This window comes from beta proteobacterium MWH-UniP1 (assembly GCA_036362785.1).
Taxonomy (GTDB): Bacteria; Pseudomonadota; Gammaproteobacteria; order Burkholderiales; family Burkholderiaceae_A; genus Lacustribacter.
Map to the genome: position 1 here is coordinate 1184106 of CP143625.1, position 20501 is coordinate 1204606.

Genomic DNA, 20501 nt, shown 5'->3' on the forward strand with positions numbered 1-20501 from the left:
CGGGGGTTCAATTAACTTCTGAATAGGGGTAAGATTCATTGTGCGCCGCATCATTTAAGCGAGACTATGGATAACCAACCTTTATCCCCCCTGCTCGACCCAGGCACCATCGGCGTCTGGTTTGACGACACCACGGCTGATCCCGTCCGGGTCGCCCTGTCCACCCAACTGGCCAACGCCAAGGCCGAGACCATTTATTGGCCCGACATCGGTGACACCCGAATCGACTTGGCACTGATCGCCACCAAGCCCGAACAGCTGCTGCAAAGCCTGCGCGAAGCAGCAACAAAACGCGCCAAGGCCGCAATCGTGTTCACCGCCAATGTGTCGCAGGAACTGCAGACACAGCTGCGAGAAGAAGCACTGCGGCTACGCGTGGCGCTCGTTGGCCCAGCCTCTTTTGGTATTCAGCGGCCAAGCCGAAATTTAAACGCGAGCGTCTGCGCCACTACGGCAGTCCCAGGCCGAGTGGCCCTGCTGTCGCAATCTGGTGCATTGGCATCGGCCATTTTGGATTGGGCCCGTGAGTACAGCATTGGGTTTTCTTCCATCATCACCCTGGGCAACGAGGCCGATGTCGACATGGCCCGGGCCCTAGATTTTCTTGCCGCCGACCACGAGACCCATGCGATTGTGTTGTACTTAGAGTGTGTCTCTAACCCGCGTGCATTTTTAAGTGCCCTGCGGGCTGCAGCCAGCATCAAGCCGGTCATCTTGTTAAAAGCCGGTGCAACAACGCATTCCCCCACCGATCCACTCACCCACACCCGCGCCCTGGTCGGCAGCGACGAGGTCTTTGATGCTGCCATTCGCCGATCAGGCGCAGTGCGTGTGCATTACTTTATTCAACTCTTTGCCGCAGTCCGCATGCTGACGTCCAAACGTCAGGCCACTGGCAAACAGTTGGCCGTGATTAGTAATGGCCGCGGACCCGCGCTCTTGGTGCAGGATTTGGCCCGTGTCTCGAACATCAAGCTTGCTGAACTCGAGGAACACAACCCCATCATTATTCGCACCGACGCACACGACGAGCTGTATCGGCAGAAAATCAAAGAGTTAAGCGAAGCAAAAAATGTCGACGCCATTTTGGTGATGCACTCCCCGCACATCGGTGCCGACACCCAACAGATCACCAAGGCCGTTGCGGAAGCGGCCGGCAGTATCGACAAGTTGGTCATGGGCTGCTGGCTTGGCGACCACAGCACCCGCGAGGCAAGAAATTGGCTCTCGACCCAGGGGGTGCCTTCGTTCAGAACACCGGAAGCTGCAGTCGATGCGTTTCACTCGTTAACGTCATTTCGTGACAACCAAGAGCTACTGCAACAAGTGCCGCCCGCACTATCGGCCGATGTAGAACCCGATCTCGATGGTGCCCGCATGATCATCGAAGGTGCCCTGGCTGATCGGCGTCGCTCGCTGACCGAGATGGAGTCGAAGTCTTTGCTGTCGGCCTTTGGTGTGCCGGTATCCACCACTGTTGTTGCCCGCAATGCCAACGAGGCCGCACTGATTGCCCATCAGATTGGTTTTCCAGTGGTGCTCAAAATCAACTCCCCCGATATTGCCCACAAAGCCGAAGTGGGTGGTGTACGGCTCAATCTGAAAAACGCCCACGAGGTGCGCGAGGCATTTGCAGAGCTCACAGACCGGGTGCATGAACTCGCTCCCAAGGCCCGCATTGAAGGCGTGGCCGTGCAGCGTTTTGTGGATCGCCACCGCACCACGGAAGCGTATATCGGCATGACCACCGACCCGCTCTTTGGCCCCATCATTTCTTTTGGTGCCGGTGGTGAGCGCGTGCGCTGGGTCAGAGATCGCGCCCTGGAGCTGCCGCCCTTTAACGCACTGATTGCGCAGCGCTTAATCGAAAGAACCCAGTTGGGCCAAAAACTTCTGGAAGAAACACCGGACGGAACACAGTCCGGAGTGATTCAGCAGTTGGAAAAAATTCTGCTGCAAGTCTCTGATCTGATCTGCGAAATGCCAGCGGTGACTGAAATCGACATCAACCCCATCATGATTTCTGATCAGGGTGCGGTCGTGGTGGATGCCCGCATGGTGATTGAAAAGGCCAAAGGCGTGAGCAAGCCGCGCTACGGCCACCTGTCGATCATGCCGTACCCGGCCTATCTCACGGCCCAGTACCCCATGTCCGATGGCAATACCTATGAAATTCGGCCCATTCGCTGGAGCGATGGCAGCAATCTGCAACGCCTGATTTCCAACCTGTCGGAAGAGTCGCGGTTTATGCGCTTTCTGGCGAACCTAAAAGAGATCACGCCAAAGCAGCTGGCCCGCCTGACGCAGATTGACTATCACCGCGATATGGCCCTGGCGGCCGTGGTGGAGCATGCCGACCATGAAGACATTATTGGTGTGGCCCGCTACATGTTGCTGCCCAATGGCTACAGCGCAGAGTTTGCCTTGGTGGTGCAAGACAGCTATCAGGGCCAAGGTATTGGCGCCAAACTCATGACCTCGTTGTTTGAAGTTGCTCGTGATCAGCAGCTCAGAGAGCTCGAAGGCATTGTCTTGGGTAAAAACGCCAATATGCTTGGGTTAATGACCGCCCTTGGTTTTACAATCGAGCCCGATCCCGACGACTATGCCATGCGTCGTGTCGTGAAACGATTGGATTGATGAGCCTTCGCCGAAAACGATTTGATTTAATGGTCTTTGAGCCCGACCGGCATCGCCTGCTGGTCGGTGAAGACATTGGCAATGAAAGCGCCAATGATCTGTTTCTCTGCCTGCCTGGCCTATTAGAAACACGCAAGAGTTTTGATGAGTTTGTCTCGCACATGGCCCCGCATGCACGGATCATGACGCTGGACTGGTGTGGCCGTGGTGATTCGCAAAAACTCAATGCCACCCACGACTACCGCATGAGTGTTTACCTAAGCGACTTGTCGCTTTTTTATTCGCATGCCACCGGCGCAATTGCCTCAAGCTCGCAGCGAACATCCCGCATTCACCTGGTGGGCACCAGCATGGGTGGGCTGTTGGCCATGTTCTTGGCCAGCCACAAGCCCCGCCACCTTGGCAGTGTCATTCTTAACGATGTCGGTCCATTCCTGCCCTGGGGCGGTGTGTTTTCATTGATGGCGGGATTAAGCTCCGCAAAATCGGGCGATATTTCTGCAGATTTATCGGTGCTCAGCGGACTGACCGACGCCATGAGCCCAGACTTGGCCCAGCGACTGAATGTCGACCCCCAGCTACTGCGGGCCGTGCGTCACCCATCCCATTTGGATTTGCCACACGAAAACAGATTATCCGGCGTGGACTTTAGCCAGGTCTTTGCATCAGTCACCGCCCCTTTGATGCTTCTTCGCGGCATGAAGTCCGACATCATCAACGACAGCGTGGTGAAGCGCATTTTCGAGCTCCACCCCCTGACACAGATTCACGACTGCGCCGAGTGCGGCCACCCCGTGCGCTACAGCAAAGATGTGTGTGAGGCGATTTTAAAATTCGTGGCCCGGCATTAGCGGTGTCAGGCACGGTGCCTGACACCAACACCACCCATAAAAAAAGGACTCATTGCTGAGTCCTTTTTTGTGAAGCGTTTTGCTACCGAGACTTAGGCAGCTTTCAGGGCGGTAGAAGCAGCCTTGATGCTGGCCTTGGTGGCGGACTGCACGTTTTGCTCAACAGCAGCAACAGCTTGTTTAGCAGCTTTGCTGGCGGTTTCGTAAGCAGCGTTAGCAGCAGTCAGAGCCGACTTCACCAGAGCAACACCGCTCTCGGAACCAGCAGGAGCCGACTTCGAGAATTCTTCCACTGCAGTGGTGATCTTTTCGTTGCTGGCGTAGATCTGGCTTTCGGCCATCTTTGCAAATGCATTAGCAGTTTCCGAAGCGATGCCGTACACGGCGTTTGCGTAAGAAACAGCGCTCTCAATCGAGGGCATGGCGAAAGAAGCCTGCAGCTTGATCATGTCTTGCACGTCTTTTGCGCTGGCCAAAGCCTTCATGGAATCAGCGCTCTGAGCCATTGCGTTTTTGGTGGCTTGCAGTTGCAGGGCCACCAGCTTCTCAACGCCGTTCATGGCGGTGTCGGACAGCTCAACAGCGGTGTCTACGTTGTTCTTTGCAACTTCAGCAAACTGCTCGTTTAGGTTTTTCATTCTTAATCTCCGAATTGGTTGGTTGTTTTTACGTTTCGCCCTGCGATCACCCTACTTGTTCCACCTTTGATGCAGCGCACAAAGCAAATTAAACCCAAGCTTGGAAGCCTGTGCAAGCTTTTAATTGAAATATTTGGTGCGTTGCCGCATATTTTTATAATGCGAAATATGGGGCCTGATCAGGCCCAGACTTATCTGGGCAAGTCTTTGTTTTTATTGGGTTTTTCAGTGGCCTGAACATCGATCGTGTTGGGGTCTTCCGGTTCCTGGAACCCCGGCCCACGGCCAGAGCCAGCCGAAAACCCACCCGCTGACCGGCCCAGGTGCACCTGGCCCCGCACATTGGATGCGCCGGTGGCCACATTAATCAGCAGACTCACCACGGAAATGGCCAGGGCACAGACTACCCCCATCCAAAAGCCAGAAATCTCAAAGCCTGGCACCAGGGCCGCCACGCCCAGCAGCACCAGCCCATTGACGAGTGGCAGGGCCAGCCCAAAGGACAGCACGGTGAGTGGCAGCGTGACCAGCAGCAAGATGGGCTTAATGGTGAGATTGACGAGCGCAAGAATCAAACCACTCAGAATCAGCGTTTGTGGCTGATTAAAGTGCAGGGAATCAAAGATCCCATCAACAATCCACAGCGCCAAGGTGGTGCTGATCCAAAAGAGTAGAAATCGTTTTAGTGTGAGCATTTGGGAATTATTGTTGAAATTTTGGTTGCGGTGCACATAAATCGCGTACACTTGGGGTCTTGCGTTTAGCCTCACCCTGCTCTGAAACCTTTTTTTCAGGCTTCTGTTTTACCTGGCCGACCGCAACCGCTGCGGTTTTTTGCGCCTTCTCTTCCGTTCCAGCACCAATCGTGTGTGCTGCCGGGCTTTCGGCTCCCCCGCTTACTTATAAAACTTAACCGGCATCAATACGGTGAGTATTGCGCTGGTACTCGAAAGACTCAATTGAAAAAAACGTTTCAAGATCTCGGCCTGGCCGAACCCCTTCTTCGCGCCGTTGAAGCCGAAGGCTATACCCACCCCACCCCCATTCAGGCCGAAGTGATTCCTGAAATGATTCAGGGCCACGATGTGATTGGTATCGCACAGACCGGCACGGGTAAAACCGCGTCTTTTGTGCTGCCAATTCTTCACGTGCTGGCACAAAAACGGCTGGATGCCCAGAAATGGTCCGGCCCCGGTGCCCGCAACTTCACTACTTTAATTTTGGCGCCCACACGCGAGCTGGCTAATCAGATCTGCGAAAGCATTCGCACCTATGGCAAGTTCATGCGCCCATCCGTTGCACTGGTGGTTGGTGGCGCAAGCCCCGTGCCGCAGATCAAAGCCCTTTCCACTGGACTAGATATTGTCGTGGCCACGCCGGGCCGACTGCTCGATCACATGCGCTCGGGCAAGGCCCGCTTGGATAAGACAACGGTTGTTGTTTTAGACGAGGCCGACCAGATGTTAGATCTGGGCTTTATGCCCGCTATTGAAGAGATCATGCGCAAGGTCGCCCAAGAGCGCCAGGTGTTGCTGCTGTCTGCCACCATGCCCAAGCCCATTCGTGCTCTGGCCCAAGAGTTCATGCGCACACCAAAAGAAATCGCAGTTGCTGCGGTGTCGAAACCCGCTGAAAAGATTCAGCAGGAAGTGATCATGGTGCCCCAGTCCGATAAAAGCGATCTGCTGGTGGATATTCTGGCTGCGCGTGATGTTGACCGTGCCATTGTGTTTACCCGCACCAAGCGTGGCACCGACAAGGTCGAGCGCATGCTTAATGATGCCGGTTTGAAATGCATTGGCATTCATGGGGACAAGACCCAGGGCCAGCGCAACAAAGCCCTGGCCCAGTTTAAGACGGGTGCCAAGCGAATTCTGGTGGCAACCGATGTGGCCGCCCGTGGTTTAGATGTGGATGATGTCTCGCATGTGGTGAACTTTGATATGCCCACCATGCCAGAAGCGTATGTGCACCGCATTGGCCGAACTGGCCGTGCTGGCCGCAGCGGCATTGCTATTTCGCTGTGCGACAAGGCAGAGCGTAATCTGCTGCGCGACATTGAGCGGCTGACCAACACGGCGCTTGAGCCACAGAAAGATCTGCCCGAACACCTGCAAAACAATACGCGTTTCGTGTTAAACGCCCTGCCCGCTGGTTTCGTGCGCAAAGAAGAGCCACGCGGCCGACCCTTTGGTGCGCGGCCCGGCGGCGGTGCAAAGCCAGGCGCAAAGAAGCCCTTTGGCAAAAAGCCCAGCCGCCCGTTTGGCGATAAACCCGCACGTGCTTTCGGTGATAAGCCTGCGCGTGCAGCTGGTGACAAACCCGCGCGATCGTTTGGTGACAAGCCCGCACGTGCATTTGGTGACCAACCTGCTCGCTCATTTGCTGATAAGCCCGCACGATCGTTTGGTGATCGGCCACCGGTGAAATCGGCCTCTGGCAAGCCGACCGGCAAACCCGCGGCAGCCCGCTCACGCCGACCATCGGAACATCGATCAACGTCGCGTTAATTATCTAGCATCGAAAAACAAGAAATAGGGCCCAGAAATATTAGGCCCTTTTTCTTTCTCTGTGCGGCTTCAGGCAAAAACAAAAAGTACTTTTCGATCAAGGCGTTTCAATGGCCCGAAAGAAGTCCACAAAGGGCACGGCAAACTGGGTTGGCTTGTTTTTCTCAGCTTCATAGCCCACGTGAAGACGCAGGCCCTCTTCCGACCGGCTGAAATCCCGCTGGTCTAAAACATAATTCACTTCGCAGTGTTCTCGGCGGCAGATTTCAAAGGCAATCCGCTCTTTAGAGTTATTCCCAGCCGCAATCGTCAGGCCAGGCCGAAGTGCGATTTCGGTGGGCGTAAAGAACTGCGCAGCAATCTTTCCAGAATCGTGGGCCCGCGCACGCATCAATAAAAACCGGCTCTTGTTTTCTTGGTCATACAAAAGCGCTTCGAGATAACAGCCAGCGCCGCTGGGCGTTTCTTCGCAAATACGCAGCCACTCCCCAAACCGCACTGCCCCCAGCGTGCCCGAAATACTCACACGGTAAGGAATCTTTGGAAGTGGCCCAACAATTGGTTTGACATCCACATCAGACTCATAGACCTTGCCGTCGTTATAAGGCAAGGCTGGTTCGGCCAACTTCAAGTCAGACGTTACCTTTGAAGCCACGGGATTTGTGGGTGTACCCACGTTTGCAGGTGTGTCGGGCTTTGTAGATGTGTCGGGCTTTGTGGGTGCATTGGCCACAAGAGGAGCAGCCGCTTGTGATGCGCCAATTGCCGACACCACAGGCTTAATCCCTTTTGGAAGCGACAGATCACCACCCGGAATACGCAGATAGAGCTTGCCCTGGTGATCCGAAGCCTCCAGCCGCCAATTCGACTTCCCTGGGCGAGCACCACCCCAGGAGCGCTCAACGGTGATGAGTTGGCGTTGACCATTAATGCTTTTGATGTCTTTGACCCGGATGGTGGCGTTTCCCGCTGTCGAAGCACGCGGCATGGCATCGACAAAAGCACGGCCATTATCACGATCAGCGGGATGAATCACCTGCAACAGAGACTCGGCCTGAGCCGCATTTCTGGCCTTATTCCAAGCAGTGGCCAAACGCAGAGCGTCTGCTTCAAGGGCCGCTTTATCGGCGGGGGCAGACGATTGCGCATAAGCACTAGAGAGCCCCGCAGCCAATACAGCCGCCACCAAGGCAACACGGAAAGAACTCATCCTGCGTTGTTCAAAGCTAGATCCGTGTTGCCCGATTGGATATGCAAAAAACGCTTATTTAACGAGCAGATCTGCGCGACGGTTTTTTGCCCAAGCAGCTTCGTTGGAGCCCTTGGCCAGGGGTTTTTCTTCCCCGTTACTGATTGCCTCGACACGAGTGGCTGTCACACCACGCTGAATTAACTCTTGGCGCACGGCCTCTGCACGCTTTTGACCAAGGGCCAGGTTGTATTCCACCGTACCACGCTCGTCGGCATTGCCTTCGATCATGACTTTTGATTTGGTGTCAGATTTCAGGAAGTCTGCATAAGCCGACACCACACCCTTGCCCTCAGGCTTGACGTCAAACCGGTCAAAATCAAAGTACACGCTGGATTGTGATTTGGCGGGTGCCGAGGCGGCCTTGGCGGCACCGTCTGCACCGGCGCTGCCTTCGGGCTGAGTAGCGCAGCCAACAAAGGTGGCTGACACCAGTAATGCCGGGATCAATTTGAGGGCTTTTTGATAAGGCTTGTTGGTTAACATCGAGAACTCCCTTTTTATGTTTTTTAAAAATAGCTCTGCGGTTCGATTTTACTCCTAATCTTTTTGTCTAAAGATTGAACTGAAAAACAAGATCGAATTGCAGCCCCGGATTGAACCACAGGCCAGGATTGAGCTGAATCCCCGGATTGAACTGAAGTCCCCGCACGAAAGCATTGGAAAGTTTTTTGATGAAACAGGAAGAGTTTGACGGCGTGGCGAAGAACTTAAGCCCATGTCAAAACGTGTGCACACTTGATGCAAGCGGCAGCTTTTGCACGGCCTGTAAACGGAGTATTCAAGAGATCGCCGAGTGGAGTTCTTATTCCCCCGCGCAACGACTTCAGATCATGAATAGCCTGCCGTTAAGAACCATTGGGCAGGCGAAACAGAAACCGGTTAAGTAGCAAAGTTAACCCGCTTTCGCGCCGAGCCTAGCCGAAACTTTATTTTTAAGATCCGGCAGATCATCTTGAATAACCCCCCAAACGACCGCGTGATCCACGGCAGCATAACCATGCACCAATCGATTTCTGAAAGCGACAATTACTGAGACATCGCCTAACTTTGCAGCCTCTTCAGGGAAAAGTTTTGCGAGCCTTGACCGCCTCCCCTATGATCATCAGCTGCCGTTCGACAGCGGATTGAAGAAGGACACTTTCTTTATATGACCCGAAGTCAAAATCCTTAACAAACCCTTCAATCAAAGCAACACTTGTTTGAATGTCCTTCAAGTAGCCGTTTACGCGACTATCGGACGTAAATATCTTCCCTGGACCGTTGAATACACGCCAATGGATCTAACTTCTGAAATCACCACAGCTCGCGACGCGAACCTTCAAGCAAATCCCTCATAGCAAGCTCCAACTGAAGTTTGTTGAGAGGCTCTTGAACCGCCTGACCTTCCAGCGCCATTGAGTGCGATCGCGGTGTGCGGGGCGGCGCCTTAAGTGTCGGGTTTTAATTGGCGTTGGGTAGTCTAAGGTCGGGTAGGCCAAATGGCTGAGAGGTTTGACGGGGTAAAATTTACTGTATAAATTAACAGTAATATCCTTTTAAAACACCCCAAAAGCAAAGGCAACCTCATGCGGTTTGATCTAGTCTTGATATCACTTTTTGATATCATATGGGCGTAAGTGCTAAACACCGCAAAACGCTCGCGGCGATCTTCGCTCGACCGACTTCAGCGTCGATCGTGTTTGCCGACATCGAGGCGCTCATCAAAGCTCTCGGCGGTTCTGTATCCGAGCGCGAAGGATCGCGTGTCAGGATCGAACTGAACGGTGAGCAGTGGCGCTGTCACCGGCCTCACCCGGGTAAAGAGGCCAAGCGTTATCAGGTTGAAGAAGCACGCGAACTATTGGAACGAGCAGGAGTGCAGCCATGAACACCATGACCTTCAAAGGCTATACCGCGCGAGTCGAATACGACGAGCGTGACAACCTTTTTGTTGGCCGAATTCTTGGCATTCGCAACATCATCAGTTTTCACGGCGAAACGGTTGCACAGTTGCGTGCCGAGTTTGAGCTTGCGGTAAAAGACTATCTGGCCGATTGCAAAGAGCAAGGCATTCACCCAGAAAAACCTGCCTCCGGTAAGTTGCTGTTGCGAATGCCGCCTGAAGTGCATGGCCGCGCAATTGTTGCTGCACAGGCCGCAGGCAAAAGCCTGAATCAATGGGCGACTGAAGTTCTGGAAGATGCGGCGCAGCCAGGATAGTGACACCCCGGTAATCCGGGATGGCGGAAGCGGTGAGATTCGAACTCACGGAGGACTTGCGCCCTCGCCGGTTTTCAAGACCGGTGCATTCAACCGCTCTGCCACGCTTCCGTTGTTGCGCGAGATGGCCCGCCAAAAACTAAGCCATTTCAACGAAGTCCGTAGTTTATCAGCCCTTGGCGGGGCCACCCGCCTCGGCAAGTAGCGCGAATGGTCCGCGGGCCAAGTGCTCGCGAAAAAATTCCACACACACCCGAATCTTGGCCGACTGGGCGAGTCGGGCCGTCGTCACTGCCCAGACATCGGCGGGCTGGCGGTATTGGGGCAAAACATGCACCAATTCGCCCGCCGCGATACTCGGTGCAATGTCATATTCAGTACGCAGCATGATCCCCAGGCCGTCTAAGCCCCAACGACGAACAGCATCACTATCGTTGGACGACAATCGCCCCGTGACCTTAACGCTTTCCTCGCCATTGGGACCCTCGAGCCGCCAAATACCAAACACCTGATCACGTTCCCGCTGGGCCAGGCATCGATGCTGGGTCAACTCGGCCAGAGATTTCGGGGTGCCGTAAGTCGCCAAGTAACTGGGCGCAGCGCATAACACCCGGGAACTCTCGGCCACACGATGGCCAATCAAATAGGGCTCGGGAACCTTACCAATTCGGATATCAACATCAAACGACTCACTATATAAATCAACGGGTCGATCGACGAGTTCCAACCAGATCTCAAGCTCCGGATAGGCGATCGCCATCTTCGAGACGATGGGCGCGACGTGATTTCGACCAAGCCGAAAGTTGGCGCTAATTCTGAGCTTGCCGGTCGGTGCCCGCTGTCGATCGGCAGCTAATTCTTGGATCTCATCGGCCTCTTCCAAGAGGCGCTGGGCCTTATCAAAAATCTGCTCGCCCAGATCCGTAATAGCCACCCGCCGGGTTGTTCGGTGAAAGAGCTTGGCCCCCAACTGGCCCTCGAGAATCGCCACCCGTTTGCTCACCTGGGCAGCGGAAACCGATAGATCGGCGGCCGCCTGGGCAAAGCTAGACCGCCTGGCCACGGCGCAAAAGAGTCGAAGATCCTCTAGGGTCAGATTATTCACGTTTTGTTAATACTAAATTTATTTCAGCGAATTTTACATACCATCTGGAATGAGTACTCTCAGGCTTGTATTTGCCCACTCTAGGGAGGGACTTCCGTCCGGATAGGCAGATCCACATCGCAGAACATAGGAGAACAACGATGAAACGTAGACCCCTTGTCAAAAGCTTAGTCGCCGCCCTTGGTCTTGGCGCCGCCGTCATGGCCACTGGATTGCCAATCGCCCAGGCCCAAAGCTACCCCACCAAACCAGTCCGCCTGGTCGTCCCCTTCCCGCCCGGTGGCGCCACTGACGTCATCGGCCGAATCATGGCAGTTGAGCTCTCCACGGCACTTGGCCAGCAGGTGATCGTTGATAACCGTGCAGGTGCGAGCGGCAACATTGGTGCCGACCAGGTCGCCAAGGCGCCAAAGGACGGCTACACACTGCTGATGGGCGCACTGACGTCCCACTCAATCAACGCGACACTGGAAAAATCGAAGCTTCAGTACAACCTGGAAAAAGATTTGACGGCCGTATCGATCGTCGGCGTCGTGCCCCTGGTCTTCGTGGTGAACCCATCGGTTCCCGCAAAAAACCTGAAGGAATTTATTGCCTACGCGAAGGCGAACCCACAGAAACTAACCTATGCGTCCTCCGGTGCTGGCGCGCCGCAGCGCATGGCGATGGAAATGTTTAAACGTGCCAACGGCATTGAGGTCTTGCACGTTCCGTACAAAGGCAGCGGCCCCGCGATGACCGACCTGGTCGGTGGTCAGGTGCTGAGCATGGCCGAAACCGTGCCAGCCGCCCTGCCCTTTATTCAGCAGGGCAAACTACGCCCGTTGGCCGTCAGCACAGCGAAGCGTGTTGAGCAACTCGGCGATATCCCCACAGTGATGGAAGTCACCGGCCTGAAAGACTTTGATGTCGTGTCGATGTTTGGCATTGTGGCGCCCACGGGCACACCGAAACCTGTCATTGATCGTCTGAACGTTGAAATCGAAAAGATTCTGAAGCGTCAAGACGTGAAAGACAAAATGCTAGCCGCAGGCGTATATGTGAACTACCTGAATGCAGCCGATGCACAAAAGAAGATCAGCCGTGAAATTTCGATGTGGGCCAAGGTCATCACCGAAGGCAACATCAAGACGGACTAATCCGGTTACGCAAGCATTTGTTTTAGCTTGATCAGAAGTGATTTAGCGCCCTCCTCGGAGGGCGCATTTATGAGACGAAGACACAATTCATGAGCAACTCAAACAACTCCGCAAAGCCAAAGGGCCTTCGCAAGGGCCTGGTCAACTACGGCGACACCGATTTTTCGCTGTTTCTACGTAAGGCCTTTATCAAGGGCGCAGGCTTTACCGACGATGCACTTAATCGACCGATCATTGGTATTGCGAATACGGGCAGTGGGTTTAATCCATGCCATGGCAATGCCCCACAACTGATCGAGGCCGTACGTCGCGGAGTAATGCTTGCAGGTGGCCTGCCAGTGGAATTCCCCACGATCTCCATTCACGAGAGTTTTGCGCACCCCACCAGCATGTTTCTACGCAACCTCATGTCGATGGAAACCGAAGAAATGATTCGGGCCCAGCCCATGGATGCGGTGGTATTAATTGGCGGCTGTGACAAGACCGTTCCTGCGCAATTGATGGCGGCAGCATCGGCGGGTGTGCCAGCAATTCAGTTGATTACAGGCTCCATGCTGACAGGCTCTCACCAAGGGACCCGTGTGGGCGCCTGCACGGACTGCCGACGCTATTGGGGCCACTTCCGCGCTGAAGAAATCGACCAGCAAGAAATTGATCTGGTGAACAATCAGTTGGTTGCTAGCGTTGGCACCTGCTCAGTCATGGGTACCGCGAGCACCATGGCCTGCATCGCCGAGGCACTTGGCATGACGGTTTCTGGCGGCGCATCGCCACCGGCAGTCACCGCCGATCGTATGCGGGTTGCCGAGCTCACCGGCAAAACCGCCGTCACGATGATCGAAAAGGGACTCACGCCCGACAAGATACTGACGGCGAAAGCCTTTGAAAACGCCCTACGTGTCTTACTCGCGATTGGTGGCTCGACCAACGGTCTTGTCCATCTCACCGCCATGGCAGGCCGCATGGGCATCAAGATTGATCTCAAACAACTTGATCAATTCGCCAAAGAAACACCCGTGTTGGTGAACCTGAAACCATCGGGCCAGCACTACATGGAAGACTTCCACGATGCAGGTGGCATGCACACCCTGCTGCGCGAACTTCGGCCCCTGCTGCACTTAGACACCATGACGGTATCTGGCCGCACCTTGGGTGAGCAGATGGATGCCGCGCCCGCTGCGTTTAAACAGCAGGTCATTCGTGATCGCAGTAATCCGATCTACCCCGAAGGCGGCATCGCGGTCTTGTATGGCAACCTCGCCCCGCAGGGCGCGATCATCAAACAATCGGCAGCCCATCCTGAGCTCATGGAGCACGAGGGCCGGGCCGTCGTATTTGAGAACCTGGAAGACATGGCAAATCGTATTGACCGTGATGATTTAGATGTCAACGCCAACGACGTGATTGTGCTCAAAAACATCGGCCCCAAGGGTGCACCTGGCATGCCGGAAGCTGGCTATATCCCAATCCCTAAAAAACTCGCACGCCAAGGGGTCAAGGACATTGTCCGAATCTCGGATGGCCGCATGAGCGGCACGGCAGCTGGCACAATCGTCTTACACGTCACACCAGAGTCAGCGATCGGCGGTCCGCTAGGCCTTGTCCAAAGTGGTGATCGAATTCGCCTAAGCACCAAAGCCCGCAGCATTGAATTGCTGGTCAGCGATGCTGAACTGGCCAAACGCCGCGAGCACATGTCCGAAACAACTCCAACGGCAACCCGCGGCTATCGCAAACTCTTTTTAGAATCCGTGCTTCAAGCCGATCAAGGCGTAGACTTCAGCTTTTTACAAGCCGAAGAGGTTCGCGACACAATTCCGAAAAAACGCTAGACCACAGACTCAATCACCTTAACCAACAAAGACAAAACACGATGGCACTTCACCCTTCATCACTTCCCATGGTGCTCTCCCCCGTGGTGACACCCTTTGATCGCAACGGCAACCCCGATGCCGCCAAGCTGGCCAAGCAATGCCAGTGGCTTGGTAAAAACGGGGTTGGCATGGCGCTCTTTGGCACCAACTCAGAAGCCAATTCCATGTCGGTGTCTGAACGCATCAATGCCTTGGAATACGTGGTGAAAGCTGGTCTGCCCGCTGGCCACATGATGCCGGGTGCGGGCGCTTGCGCCGTGCCCGATGCAGTAGCGCTCTCGAAAGCTGCCGTGGATCTGGGCTGCGCTGGCACACTCACCCTGCCCCCGTTTTATTACAAAGACGTGCCCGATGACGGCCTGTTTGCCTACTTTGCCCAGATCATTGAAAAAGTGGGCGACGCACGGTTACAGGTTTATCTGTACAACATCCCGCCGGTCTCGAAAGTGGGTTTCTCATTGCCGCTGATTGAGCGGCTGATCAAGGCCTATCCCAAGACCGTGGTTGGCATGAAAGACAGCTCGGGCGACTGGGGCTACACCGAGTCGGTGATCCAGGCCTTTGCATCGACTGGTTTTCGCATGTATGCAGGCAGTGAATCGTTCTTACTGCGCACACTGCGCGCAGGCGGTGCGGGCTGTATTTCGGCCACCACCAATGTCAACCCTGGCCCGATCGCAACGCTTGCTGCCAATTGGCAGGCCGCTGATGCCGATGCAAAGCAAGCGGCCCTGGATGTGGTTCGTGGCATTTTCCAAAGCCGGCCCATGATTCCCGCCATGAAAGCCGCCATTGCGCATTTCTCGGGCGATGCCCAATGGGCCGAAGTTCGCCCACCCTTGGTCAAGCTTGATGCAGCCAAGACTGCTGATCTCATTTCGGCAATGAAGGCGGCGAACTTTGAGATTACAGGTCTCTAAGAGCGCAGCCTTACTTCTTCGCAGCGATCTCCGAGGCCAACAATTCGCTTGCTGCCGTTAGCAGATCTTCATAACGCTTGCGCTCGGCGGCCATGGTCTCAGGGGTCCACTCATAAAAACCGCGGCCTGCCTTCATGCCCACCGCGCCCTGGGCCACAAGATTGGTCAGAATCTCGCTTGGCACAGCGTCGTTGCACAGATCTGGATAGATCGATACGCCCGCGGCCAAGTGAATGTCCAAACCGGCGTGGTCCCGTTGCATACAGGGGCCAGCAGCAAGATAGCGAAAACCAAAGCCAAACCGCACTGCCGCATCAATGTCTTCTGCAGTGGCGATGCCGCGGTCAATCAGCTTCATGGCCTCGCGCGACACAGCATGCTGCAATCGATTCACCAAAAACCCCGGCAAATCTTTTTTCACCCGAATGGGCACCTTGCCCACCGAACGCATATAAGCGGCCACTTGATCGGCAACGGCCACATCGGTCTTTTCCGAACAGACCACTTCCACCCCCGGCACCAGATGGGCCGGCATGAAGTAATGGGTGCCCACCATACGGGGCTCGGTTTTTAAGCCCTGTGCAATCGCGCTGATGGGCAGCGCCGAAGAATTGCTGCAAAGCGGAATATTTGCCGGGGCCAGCCGATCCAACTCAGCAAAAATTTGGCGTTTCAGGTCGAGCTTTTCAGGCACCGCCTCGATCACCAGATCCACGCTTGACCAAGGCACATCGGCCATACTTTGCACTACAGAAAGTGGCACATCGGCGGTCTTCTTTAGCCTTGTGAGTGCTGCATTAAATCGCTCGGAAATCGTCTTGCCACGCTCGTCTGGCGGATTCACCACAATCGTTTTCCAGCCATACACCGCAAACGATGCCGCAATATCCACGCCCATCGTCCCACCGCCAAGCACCACCAACACCTTGTGCGACATACACAGATTCCTTAACTAAAAAGAGAAAGGTGTAATGGTACCGAGATGGCCATAACCCGACCGCCAACCAAGCTGGGACAAGCACTTTTAAAGCGCCAAATCTGCGCAAATTCCAAATGAATGGGTTGCACCTTACTAGTACTTTTCCTAGGTCGAAAGCGCGCTTTTTATCTTGAAAAAAACGCCTTGTCCTGACACCCTTATGGACTTACATCTATTCAAAATCAAGGAGACCTTCTCATGCGCTTTCCCAAGTTTCTCGCGGCAGTCGCGCTGGCGGCAACCAGCACCGCGTTTGCCCAAAATATCTCTGTCGCCACCGGTGGCACTGGCGGTGTGTATTACCCCATGGGCGGCGGCTTGGCGGCAGTGCTCTCGAAACACGTGCCCGGCATGCAGGCCACCGCAGAAGTCACCGGCGGCTCGGTTGATAACCTGAACCTGATCGCCAGCGGCAAGCCCTATGTTGGTTTTTCCATGGTGGACGCTGCCCTGGATGCGCAAAACGGTGCTGGCAAGTTCAGCGGCCGCAAAGTGCCCATGAAAACCCTGCTAGTGCTCTACCCCAACCGTATGCATGTGGTCTCCACCGCCTCCACGGGTGTGAAGTCCATCAAAGACCTGAAAGGCAAGCGTGTTGCCACAGGCAGCCCCGGTAGCGCCACCGAAGTGATGGCCCTGCGCCTGATCGAAGCCGCTGGCCTGGACCCCAACAAAGACATGACCCGTGAGCGCCTAAGTGTTGCCGAATCGGTCAACGCATTAAAAGACAAAAAGATCGAAGCCTTTTTCTGGGTGGGCGGCCTCCCCACTGCTGGTGTGACCGACCTGGCCAGCACACCTGGTGTCAAGATTCAAATGATTGATCACGCAGACGCCGTCACCGCCATGAACAAAAAGCATGGCAACCTGTATTACGCCGACGTGATCCCCAAGTCGACCTATGCCGGCATGACTGCTGACAACAAAATCGCTTCTGTTGCCAACGTGCTGTTGGTCAATGCCAACATGCCCGATGACCAGGCCTACAAAATTGTGAAGGCTGTCTTCGATCACCAGAAGGAGCTGATCGCTGTTCACAAAGAATACGCCAGCGTCACCATCGCAGCACAGAAACAAGCATCCACACCCATTGCCTTCCACCCGGGTGCCGTGAAGTACATCCGTGAAAAAGGCGGAAAGATCGAGTAATCGGCAGTTGCCGGATGACTCCGAGAAGCAAGAAAGCCCGCCAAACGCGGGCTTTCGCTTTTCATACCGTAGTGCCTATACGTTTTAATGATTTAAGGAATAAGCATGAGTGATACCCTGCAGAAAATGGGCCTTCCAGAAGAAGACCTTGATGAAGAGACCCGGCAACGGATTGAAAATCTCATCAAGGAAGAAGAAGGCGATGCCAATAGCTATCGGGGGTTTCTCGGCGTCTTTCTCACGCTGACGGCCGTGGGCATGTCACTGTTCCACCTGTACGCCGCGTATTCCATTGTGCCTACCCAGGTCCTGCGCATGACGCACGTGGCCCTGGTGCTGGCCTTTATCTTCATCACCTTTCCCATCGCCGCACGCTATAAAAACCGCCTGATGTGGTGGGATGTTCTGTTTGCGGGCGTTGCTGTTGCCGCACTGGGTTACGCCCTGATCGGTGGCGACGATTTCATGGACCGCAACACCTTCCCCCTGACCATGGATGTGGTGATGGGTACCGGGCTGGTGCTGCTCATTCTTGAAGCGGTTCGCCGTACCAACGGCCTGGTGCTATTAAGCGTAACGCTGGCGTTTTTGGCCTACGCGCTTTTTGGTAACTACCTGCCCGAACCCTGGACCCACAAGGGCTACGACCTGCCCCGCCTGATTGGCTTTATGTACATGACCCTGGAAGGCGTCTTCGGTACTGCGGTGGATGTGTCCTCGACCCTGATCATTTTGTTCACCATTTTCGGCGCCTTCTTACAGTTCAGTGGCGCGGGAAAATTCTTCATCGATTTCTCGTTTTCTGCCATGGGCGGAAAAACATCGAGCGTTGGCCGCACCGTGGTGCTGTCTTCCTTTTTGCTCGGTGGCCCTTCGGGCTCGGGCGTGGCCACTACCGTCACCGTGGGTTCGGTGGCCCACCGCATGCTGACCTCGGCAGGCTACGATAAAAATGCGGCCGGTGGTCTGCTGGCCGCAGGCGGTCTTGGCGCCATCATCTCGCCGCCGGTGCTGGGCGCAGCCGCATTCTTGATTGCTGAGTTTCTGAAAATTTCTTATCTGGATGTGTTGCTGATGGCAACCATTCCAACCTTCCTGTTTTATCTGGGGCTATTTGTGATGGTCGAAATCGACTCGCGCAAATACGGCATGAGCGGCACCCGGATGACCGGCCTTGAGGGCGTATGGTCGCTCACGAAAAAGTATTGGTTCCACTTTTTCTCGCTCGTTTCGATCGTGATCTTCATGATGCTGGGTTTTTCACCCATCATGTCGGTGTTCTGGGCAACGGTGCTTTCATTTATCACCAGCCTGTTGCGTAGCGACTCTGCCATGCTGCCCTATGAGATGTTCACCAGAAAGGCACCGTTTTGGAAAAGCCTCTACAACTCGAAACTGGTAGAGGCTCTTGCCGACGGCTTTACCCAAGTACTCAGCATTGCGGCCACTTGCGCGGGCGCTGGCCTGATTGTGGGTGTGGTGGTGCTTACGGGCCTGGGCTTGAAATTTAGCTCGATCGTGATTGACCTTGCGGGCGGCTCACTCTTTCTAACGGCGGTCTACACCGGCTTAGTCGTCTGGATCGTGGGCCTTGCAGTTCCGGTAACGGCGTCTTACATCATCTGCGCGGTGATCGCAGCGCCAGCCTTGATCAAGCTTGGTGTGCCGGATTTCGCAGCCCACATGTTTATCTTTTATTACGCGGTGCTATCTGAAGTGTCTCCCCCAACGGCCTTGTCGCCCTTTGCAGCGGCAGCCATCTGTAAGGGCGACCCATACAAAACCACCTTCCAGAGCTGGAAGTATGTGGCGCCAGCCATCTTGGTGCCGTTTATCTTTGTTCTGGATCCCGCAGGCGCTGCGTTACTCTTGATGGGTAGCACAAAGGCCCTGGCTACCGCCAACTGGGTCGATATTGGATGGATCACCTTTACGGCAACCGTTGGCATTATTTCTCTGGCCGGTGGCCTTCAGAAATGGTTTGTGGTGAAAACCAATTTTGTCGAGCGCTGGGTATTAATTGCGTCAGGCCTTGCCCTGACCTACCCGTCAAACCTTGGCGATATCGGAGGGTTTATCGGCTTTGGATTGGTGATTGCAAGCCAGCTGATTCGATCTAAACGAGACCGCGCACAGCCTGCGCAATAGCCAGGCAGCTCGTTAACGCTGGGGATTCCATTCCCATCAAATTCACAAAGCCCGAAAGACCGTGGTCTTTCGGGCCGTGAACGATGTAATCGGCAGCGGGCTCACCCGGGCCCACCACCTTGGGCCGAATGCCGGCATAGCCGACCGTGACCGAATTCGTGGGCATGCTTGGCCACCAGGTTCGCACGTCTTCTTCAAAGCGCGTTAACCGCGCTGCATCCACCTGATACGAAAAACTTTGAATCAAGCCCGCCTGGATCTGCTCATGCGTTGGCTGCGGCAGCCATTCCACATCGGGACCAAACTGGGCCTGACCACCCAAGTCCAACGTTAAGTGCGTGCCAAGCCCACCAGGAAAAGGAATGGGATAAATCAGGCGCGCAAAGGGACAACGGCCATTTAAGCGTGCATAGTTGCCCTTAGCGAAATACATGGGGGGAATATGGGTTTCAGGAATTCCCTTGATCTTTCTGGCCACGGGGATCGCATCCAGCCCAGCCGCGTTGATCAAAATATCCGACACAATGGTTTCGCCCAGAATCTGCGAATGCCACTGACCATTGATCTGCTCTGCCCCATCAAATCGGCTTTCCACCGCGAGCATGGCCCCATGGGTTTCGGCATCCCCCAAAAGCGCATGCATTAAGTCGTGGGCATCAATAATGCCGGTGGATGGCGAATGAATTGCCAAATCACAGCCAATCGCAGGCTCCAGTTCTTTTGCTTGTGCGCCAGTGATCAGCTCTAAATCGTCAACACCGTTAGCCCGGCCCGTAGCAAAGAGCTGCTCAAGCCGGCCCGCCTCGTTTTTTCCAGCCACAATTAATTTGCCCAACTGCTTATGGCCGACATGGTGGGACTGCACGTATTCATACAGCAGTGCCTTGCCACGAACACACCACTCTGCTTTTTTGGTGCCGGTGGGGTAGTAGATGCCGGCATGAATCACCCCAGAATTTCGGGCGCTGGTGCCGGTGCCGTAGTTGGACTGGCTCTCGGCAATCACCACCTCTTTCCCCGCCATCGCAAACTCGCGGGCGATTGCCAGACCCACCACGCCCGCCCCCACCACTAGCACGTCAACTTTATTCATCACT

The 20501-nt window shown here is 55.0% G+C and carries 19 protein-coding genes and 1 tRNA gene; 11 read left to right on the plus strand and 9 right to left on the minus strand.

Translation table 11 applies throughout. The features are described from left to right. The first annotated feature begins 66 nt into the window (after nucleotides 1–66). Both AOB54_05710 and AOB54_05715 read left to right on the plus strand, forming a co-directional pair. Entirely contained in the window at nucleotides 67–2640 is a 2574-nt protein-coding gene (locus AOB54_05710) for a GNAT family N-acetyltransferase (GenBank protein WVN41007.1), read from the plus strand. Further along, entirely contained in the window at nucleotides 2640–3491 is an 852-nt protein-coding gene (locus AOB54_05715; protein ID WVN41008.1) for an alpha/beta hydrolase, read from the plus strand. The genes AOB54_05710 and AOB54_05715 overlap by 1 nt, the downstream gene beginning before the upstream one ends. A gap of 92 nt (nucleotides 3492–3583) precedes the next feature. Here the strand turns inward: AOB54_05715 and AOB54_05720 are convergent, their stop codons facing one another. Together AOB54_05720 and AOB54_05725 are read right to left on the minus strand one after the other, a co-directional pair. Further along, nucleotides 3584–4129, minus strand: a complete 546-nt coding sequence (locus tag AOB54_05720; GenBank protein ID WVN41009.1) for a phasin family protein — start codon at nucleotides 4127–4129, stop codon at nucleotides 3584–3586. A gap of 191 nt (nucleotides 4130–4320) precedes the next feature. Next, complete coding sequence (locus AOB54_05725; GenBank protein WVN41010.1) at nucleotides 4321–4824, minus strand: phage holin family protein; 504 nt, start codon at nucleotides 4822–4824, stop codon at nucleotides 4321–4323. 264 nt (nucleotides 4825–5088) lie between these two features. Between AOB54_05725 and AOB54_05730 the strand changes: the two genes are divergently transcribed. Beyond that, nucleotides 5089–6639 (plus strand): DEAD/DEAH box helicase, encoded by a 1551-nt coding sequence (locus AOB54_05730; GenBank protein WVN41011.1) that lies wholly within the window; start codon nucleotides 5089–5091, stop codon nucleotides 6637–6639. A gap of 97 nt (nucleotides 6640–6736) precedes the next feature. On the opposite strand, the gene AOB54_05735 is transcribed toward AOB54_05730, so the two are convergent. Both AOB54_05735 and pal read right to left on the minus strand, forming a co-directional pair. Then, the gene (locus AOB54_05735) at nucleotides 6737–7849 is read right to left on the minus strand and encodes an invasion associated locus B family protein (protein WVN41012.1); all 1113 of its coding nucleotides are present in this window, start codon (nucleotides 7847–7849) and stop codon (nucleotides 6737–6739) included. A gap of 54 nt (nucleotides 7850–7903) precedes the next feature. Next, on the minus strand, nucleotides 7904–8374 hold the full coding sequence (gene pal, locus AOB54_05740) for a peptidoglycan-associated lipoprotein Pal (GenBank protein ID WVN41013.1): 471 nt from the start codon (nucleotides 8372–8374) through the stop codon (nucleotides 7904–7906). A gap of 188 nt (nucleotides 8375–8562) precedes the next feature. On the opposite strand from pal, the gene AOB54_05745 reads away from it, so the two are divergent. Beyond that, nucleotides 8563–8778, plus strand: a complete 216-nt coding sequence (locus AOB54_05745) for a DUF1289 domain-containing protein (protein ID WVN41014.1) — start codon at nucleotides 8563–8565, stop codon at nucleotides 8776–8778. Between the two features lie 171 nt (nucleotides 8779–8949). Here the strand turns inward: AOB54_05745 and AOB54_05750 are convergent, their stop codons facing one another. Further along, a complete protein-coding gene (locus tag AOB54_05750; GenBank protein ID WVN41015.1) occupies nucleotides 8950–9105 on the minus strand; it encodes a HepT-like ribonuclease domain-containing protein in 156 nt (51 codons plus the stop codon). A gap of 392 nt (nucleotides 9106–9497) precedes the next feature. Here AOB54_05750 and AOB54_05755 point away from each other — a divergent pair, with 392 nt between their 5' ends. Further along, the gene (locus AOB54_05755; protein WVN41016.1) at nucleotides 9498–9758 is read left to right on the plus strand and encodes a type II toxin-antitoxin system HicA family toxin; all 261 of its coding nucleotides are present in this window, start codon (nucleotides 9498–9500) and stop codon (nucleotides 9756–9758) included. Then, nucleotides 9755–10090 (plus strand): type II toxin-antitoxin system HicB family antitoxin, encoded by a 336-nt coding sequence (locus AOB54_05760; GenBank protein WVN41017.1) that lies wholly within the window; start codon nucleotides 9755–9757, stop codon nucleotides 10088–10090. The genes AOB54_05755 and AOB54_05760 overlap by 4 nt, the downstream gene beginning before the upstream one ends. 21 nt (nucleotides 10091–10111) lie before the next feature. Here AOB54_05760 and AOB54_05765 read toward each other — a convergent pair. After that, a tRNA-Ser gene (locus AOB54_05765) sits at nucleotides 10112–10201 on the minus strand. Nucleotides 10202–10259: 58 nt separating this feature from the next. Next, a complete protein-coding gene (locus AOB54_05770) occupies nucleotides 10260–11195 on the minus strand; it encodes a LysR family transcriptional regulator (protein WVN41018.1) in 936 nt (311 codons plus the stop codon). A gap of 200 nt (nucleotides 11196–11395) precedes the next feature. Here AOB54_05770 and AOB54_05775 point away from each other — a divergent pair, with 200 nt between their 5' ends. From AOB54_05775 to AOB54_05785, 3 genes are all read left to right on the plus strand, one after another. Next, nucleotides 11396–12334: a tripartite tricarboxylate transporter substrate binding protein gene (locus tag AOB54_05775; GenBank protein ID WVN42778.1), complete on the plus strand. Its 939-nt coding sequence runs from the start codon at nucleotides 11396–11398 to the stop codon at nucleotides 12332–12334. Between the two features lie 89 nt (nucleotides 12335–12423). Beyond that, the gene (locus AOB54_05780; protein ID WVN41019.1) at nucleotides 12424–14166 is read left to right on the plus strand and encodes an IlvD/Edd family dehydratase; all 1743 of its coding nucleotides are present in this window, start codon (nucleotides 12424–12426) and stop codon (nucleotides 14164–14166) included. A gap of 41 nt (nucleotides 14167–14207) precedes the next feature. Next, a complete protein-coding gene (locus AOB54_05785) occupies nucleotides 14208–15128 on the plus strand; it encodes a dihydrodipicolinate synthase family protein (GenBank protein ID WVN41020.1) in 921 nt (306 codons plus the stop codon). A 10-nt stretch (nucleotides 15129–15138) separates the two neighbouring features. Here the strand turns inward: AOB54_05785 and AOB54_05790 are convergent, their stop codons facing one another. Next, nucleotides 15139–16065, minus strand: coding sequence for a 3-hydroxyacyl-CoA dehydrogenase NAD-binding domain-containing protein (locus AOB54_05790; GenBank protein ID WVN41021.1), 927 nt, complete (start codon nucleotides 16063–16065; stop codon nucleotides 15139–15141). 240 nt (nucleotides 16066–16305) lie between these two features. Here AOB54_05790 and AOB54_05795 point away from each other — a divergent pair, with 240 nt between their 5' ends. Both AOB54_05795 and AOB54_05800 read left to right on the plus strand, forming a co-directional pair. Further along, nucleotides 16306–17256, plus strand: a complete 951-nt coding sequence (locus tag AOB54_05795) for a TAXI family TRAP transporter solute-binding subunit (protein ID WVN41022.1) — start codon at nucleotides 16306–16308, stop codon at nucleotides 17254–17256. A 105-nt stretch (nucleotides 17257–17361) separates the two neighbouring features. Then, nucleotides 17362–19404 (plus strand): TRAP transporter fused permease subunit, encoded by a 2043-nt coding sequence (locus AOB54_05800; protein ID WVN41023.1) that lies wholly within the window; start codon nucleotides 17362–17364, stop codon nucleotides 19402–19404. Here AOB54_05800 and AOB54_05805 read toward each other — a convergent pair. After that, nucleotides 19373–20497, minus strand: coding sequence for an NAD(P)/FAD-dependent oxidoreductase (locus AOB54_05805; GenBank protein ID WVN41024.1), 1125 nt, complete (start codon nucleotides 20495–20497; stop codon nucleotides 19373–19375). The two genes, AOB54_05800 and AOB54_05805, sit on opposite strands and share 32 nt — an antisense overlap. Nucleotides 20498–20501 lie beyond the last annotated feature (4 nt).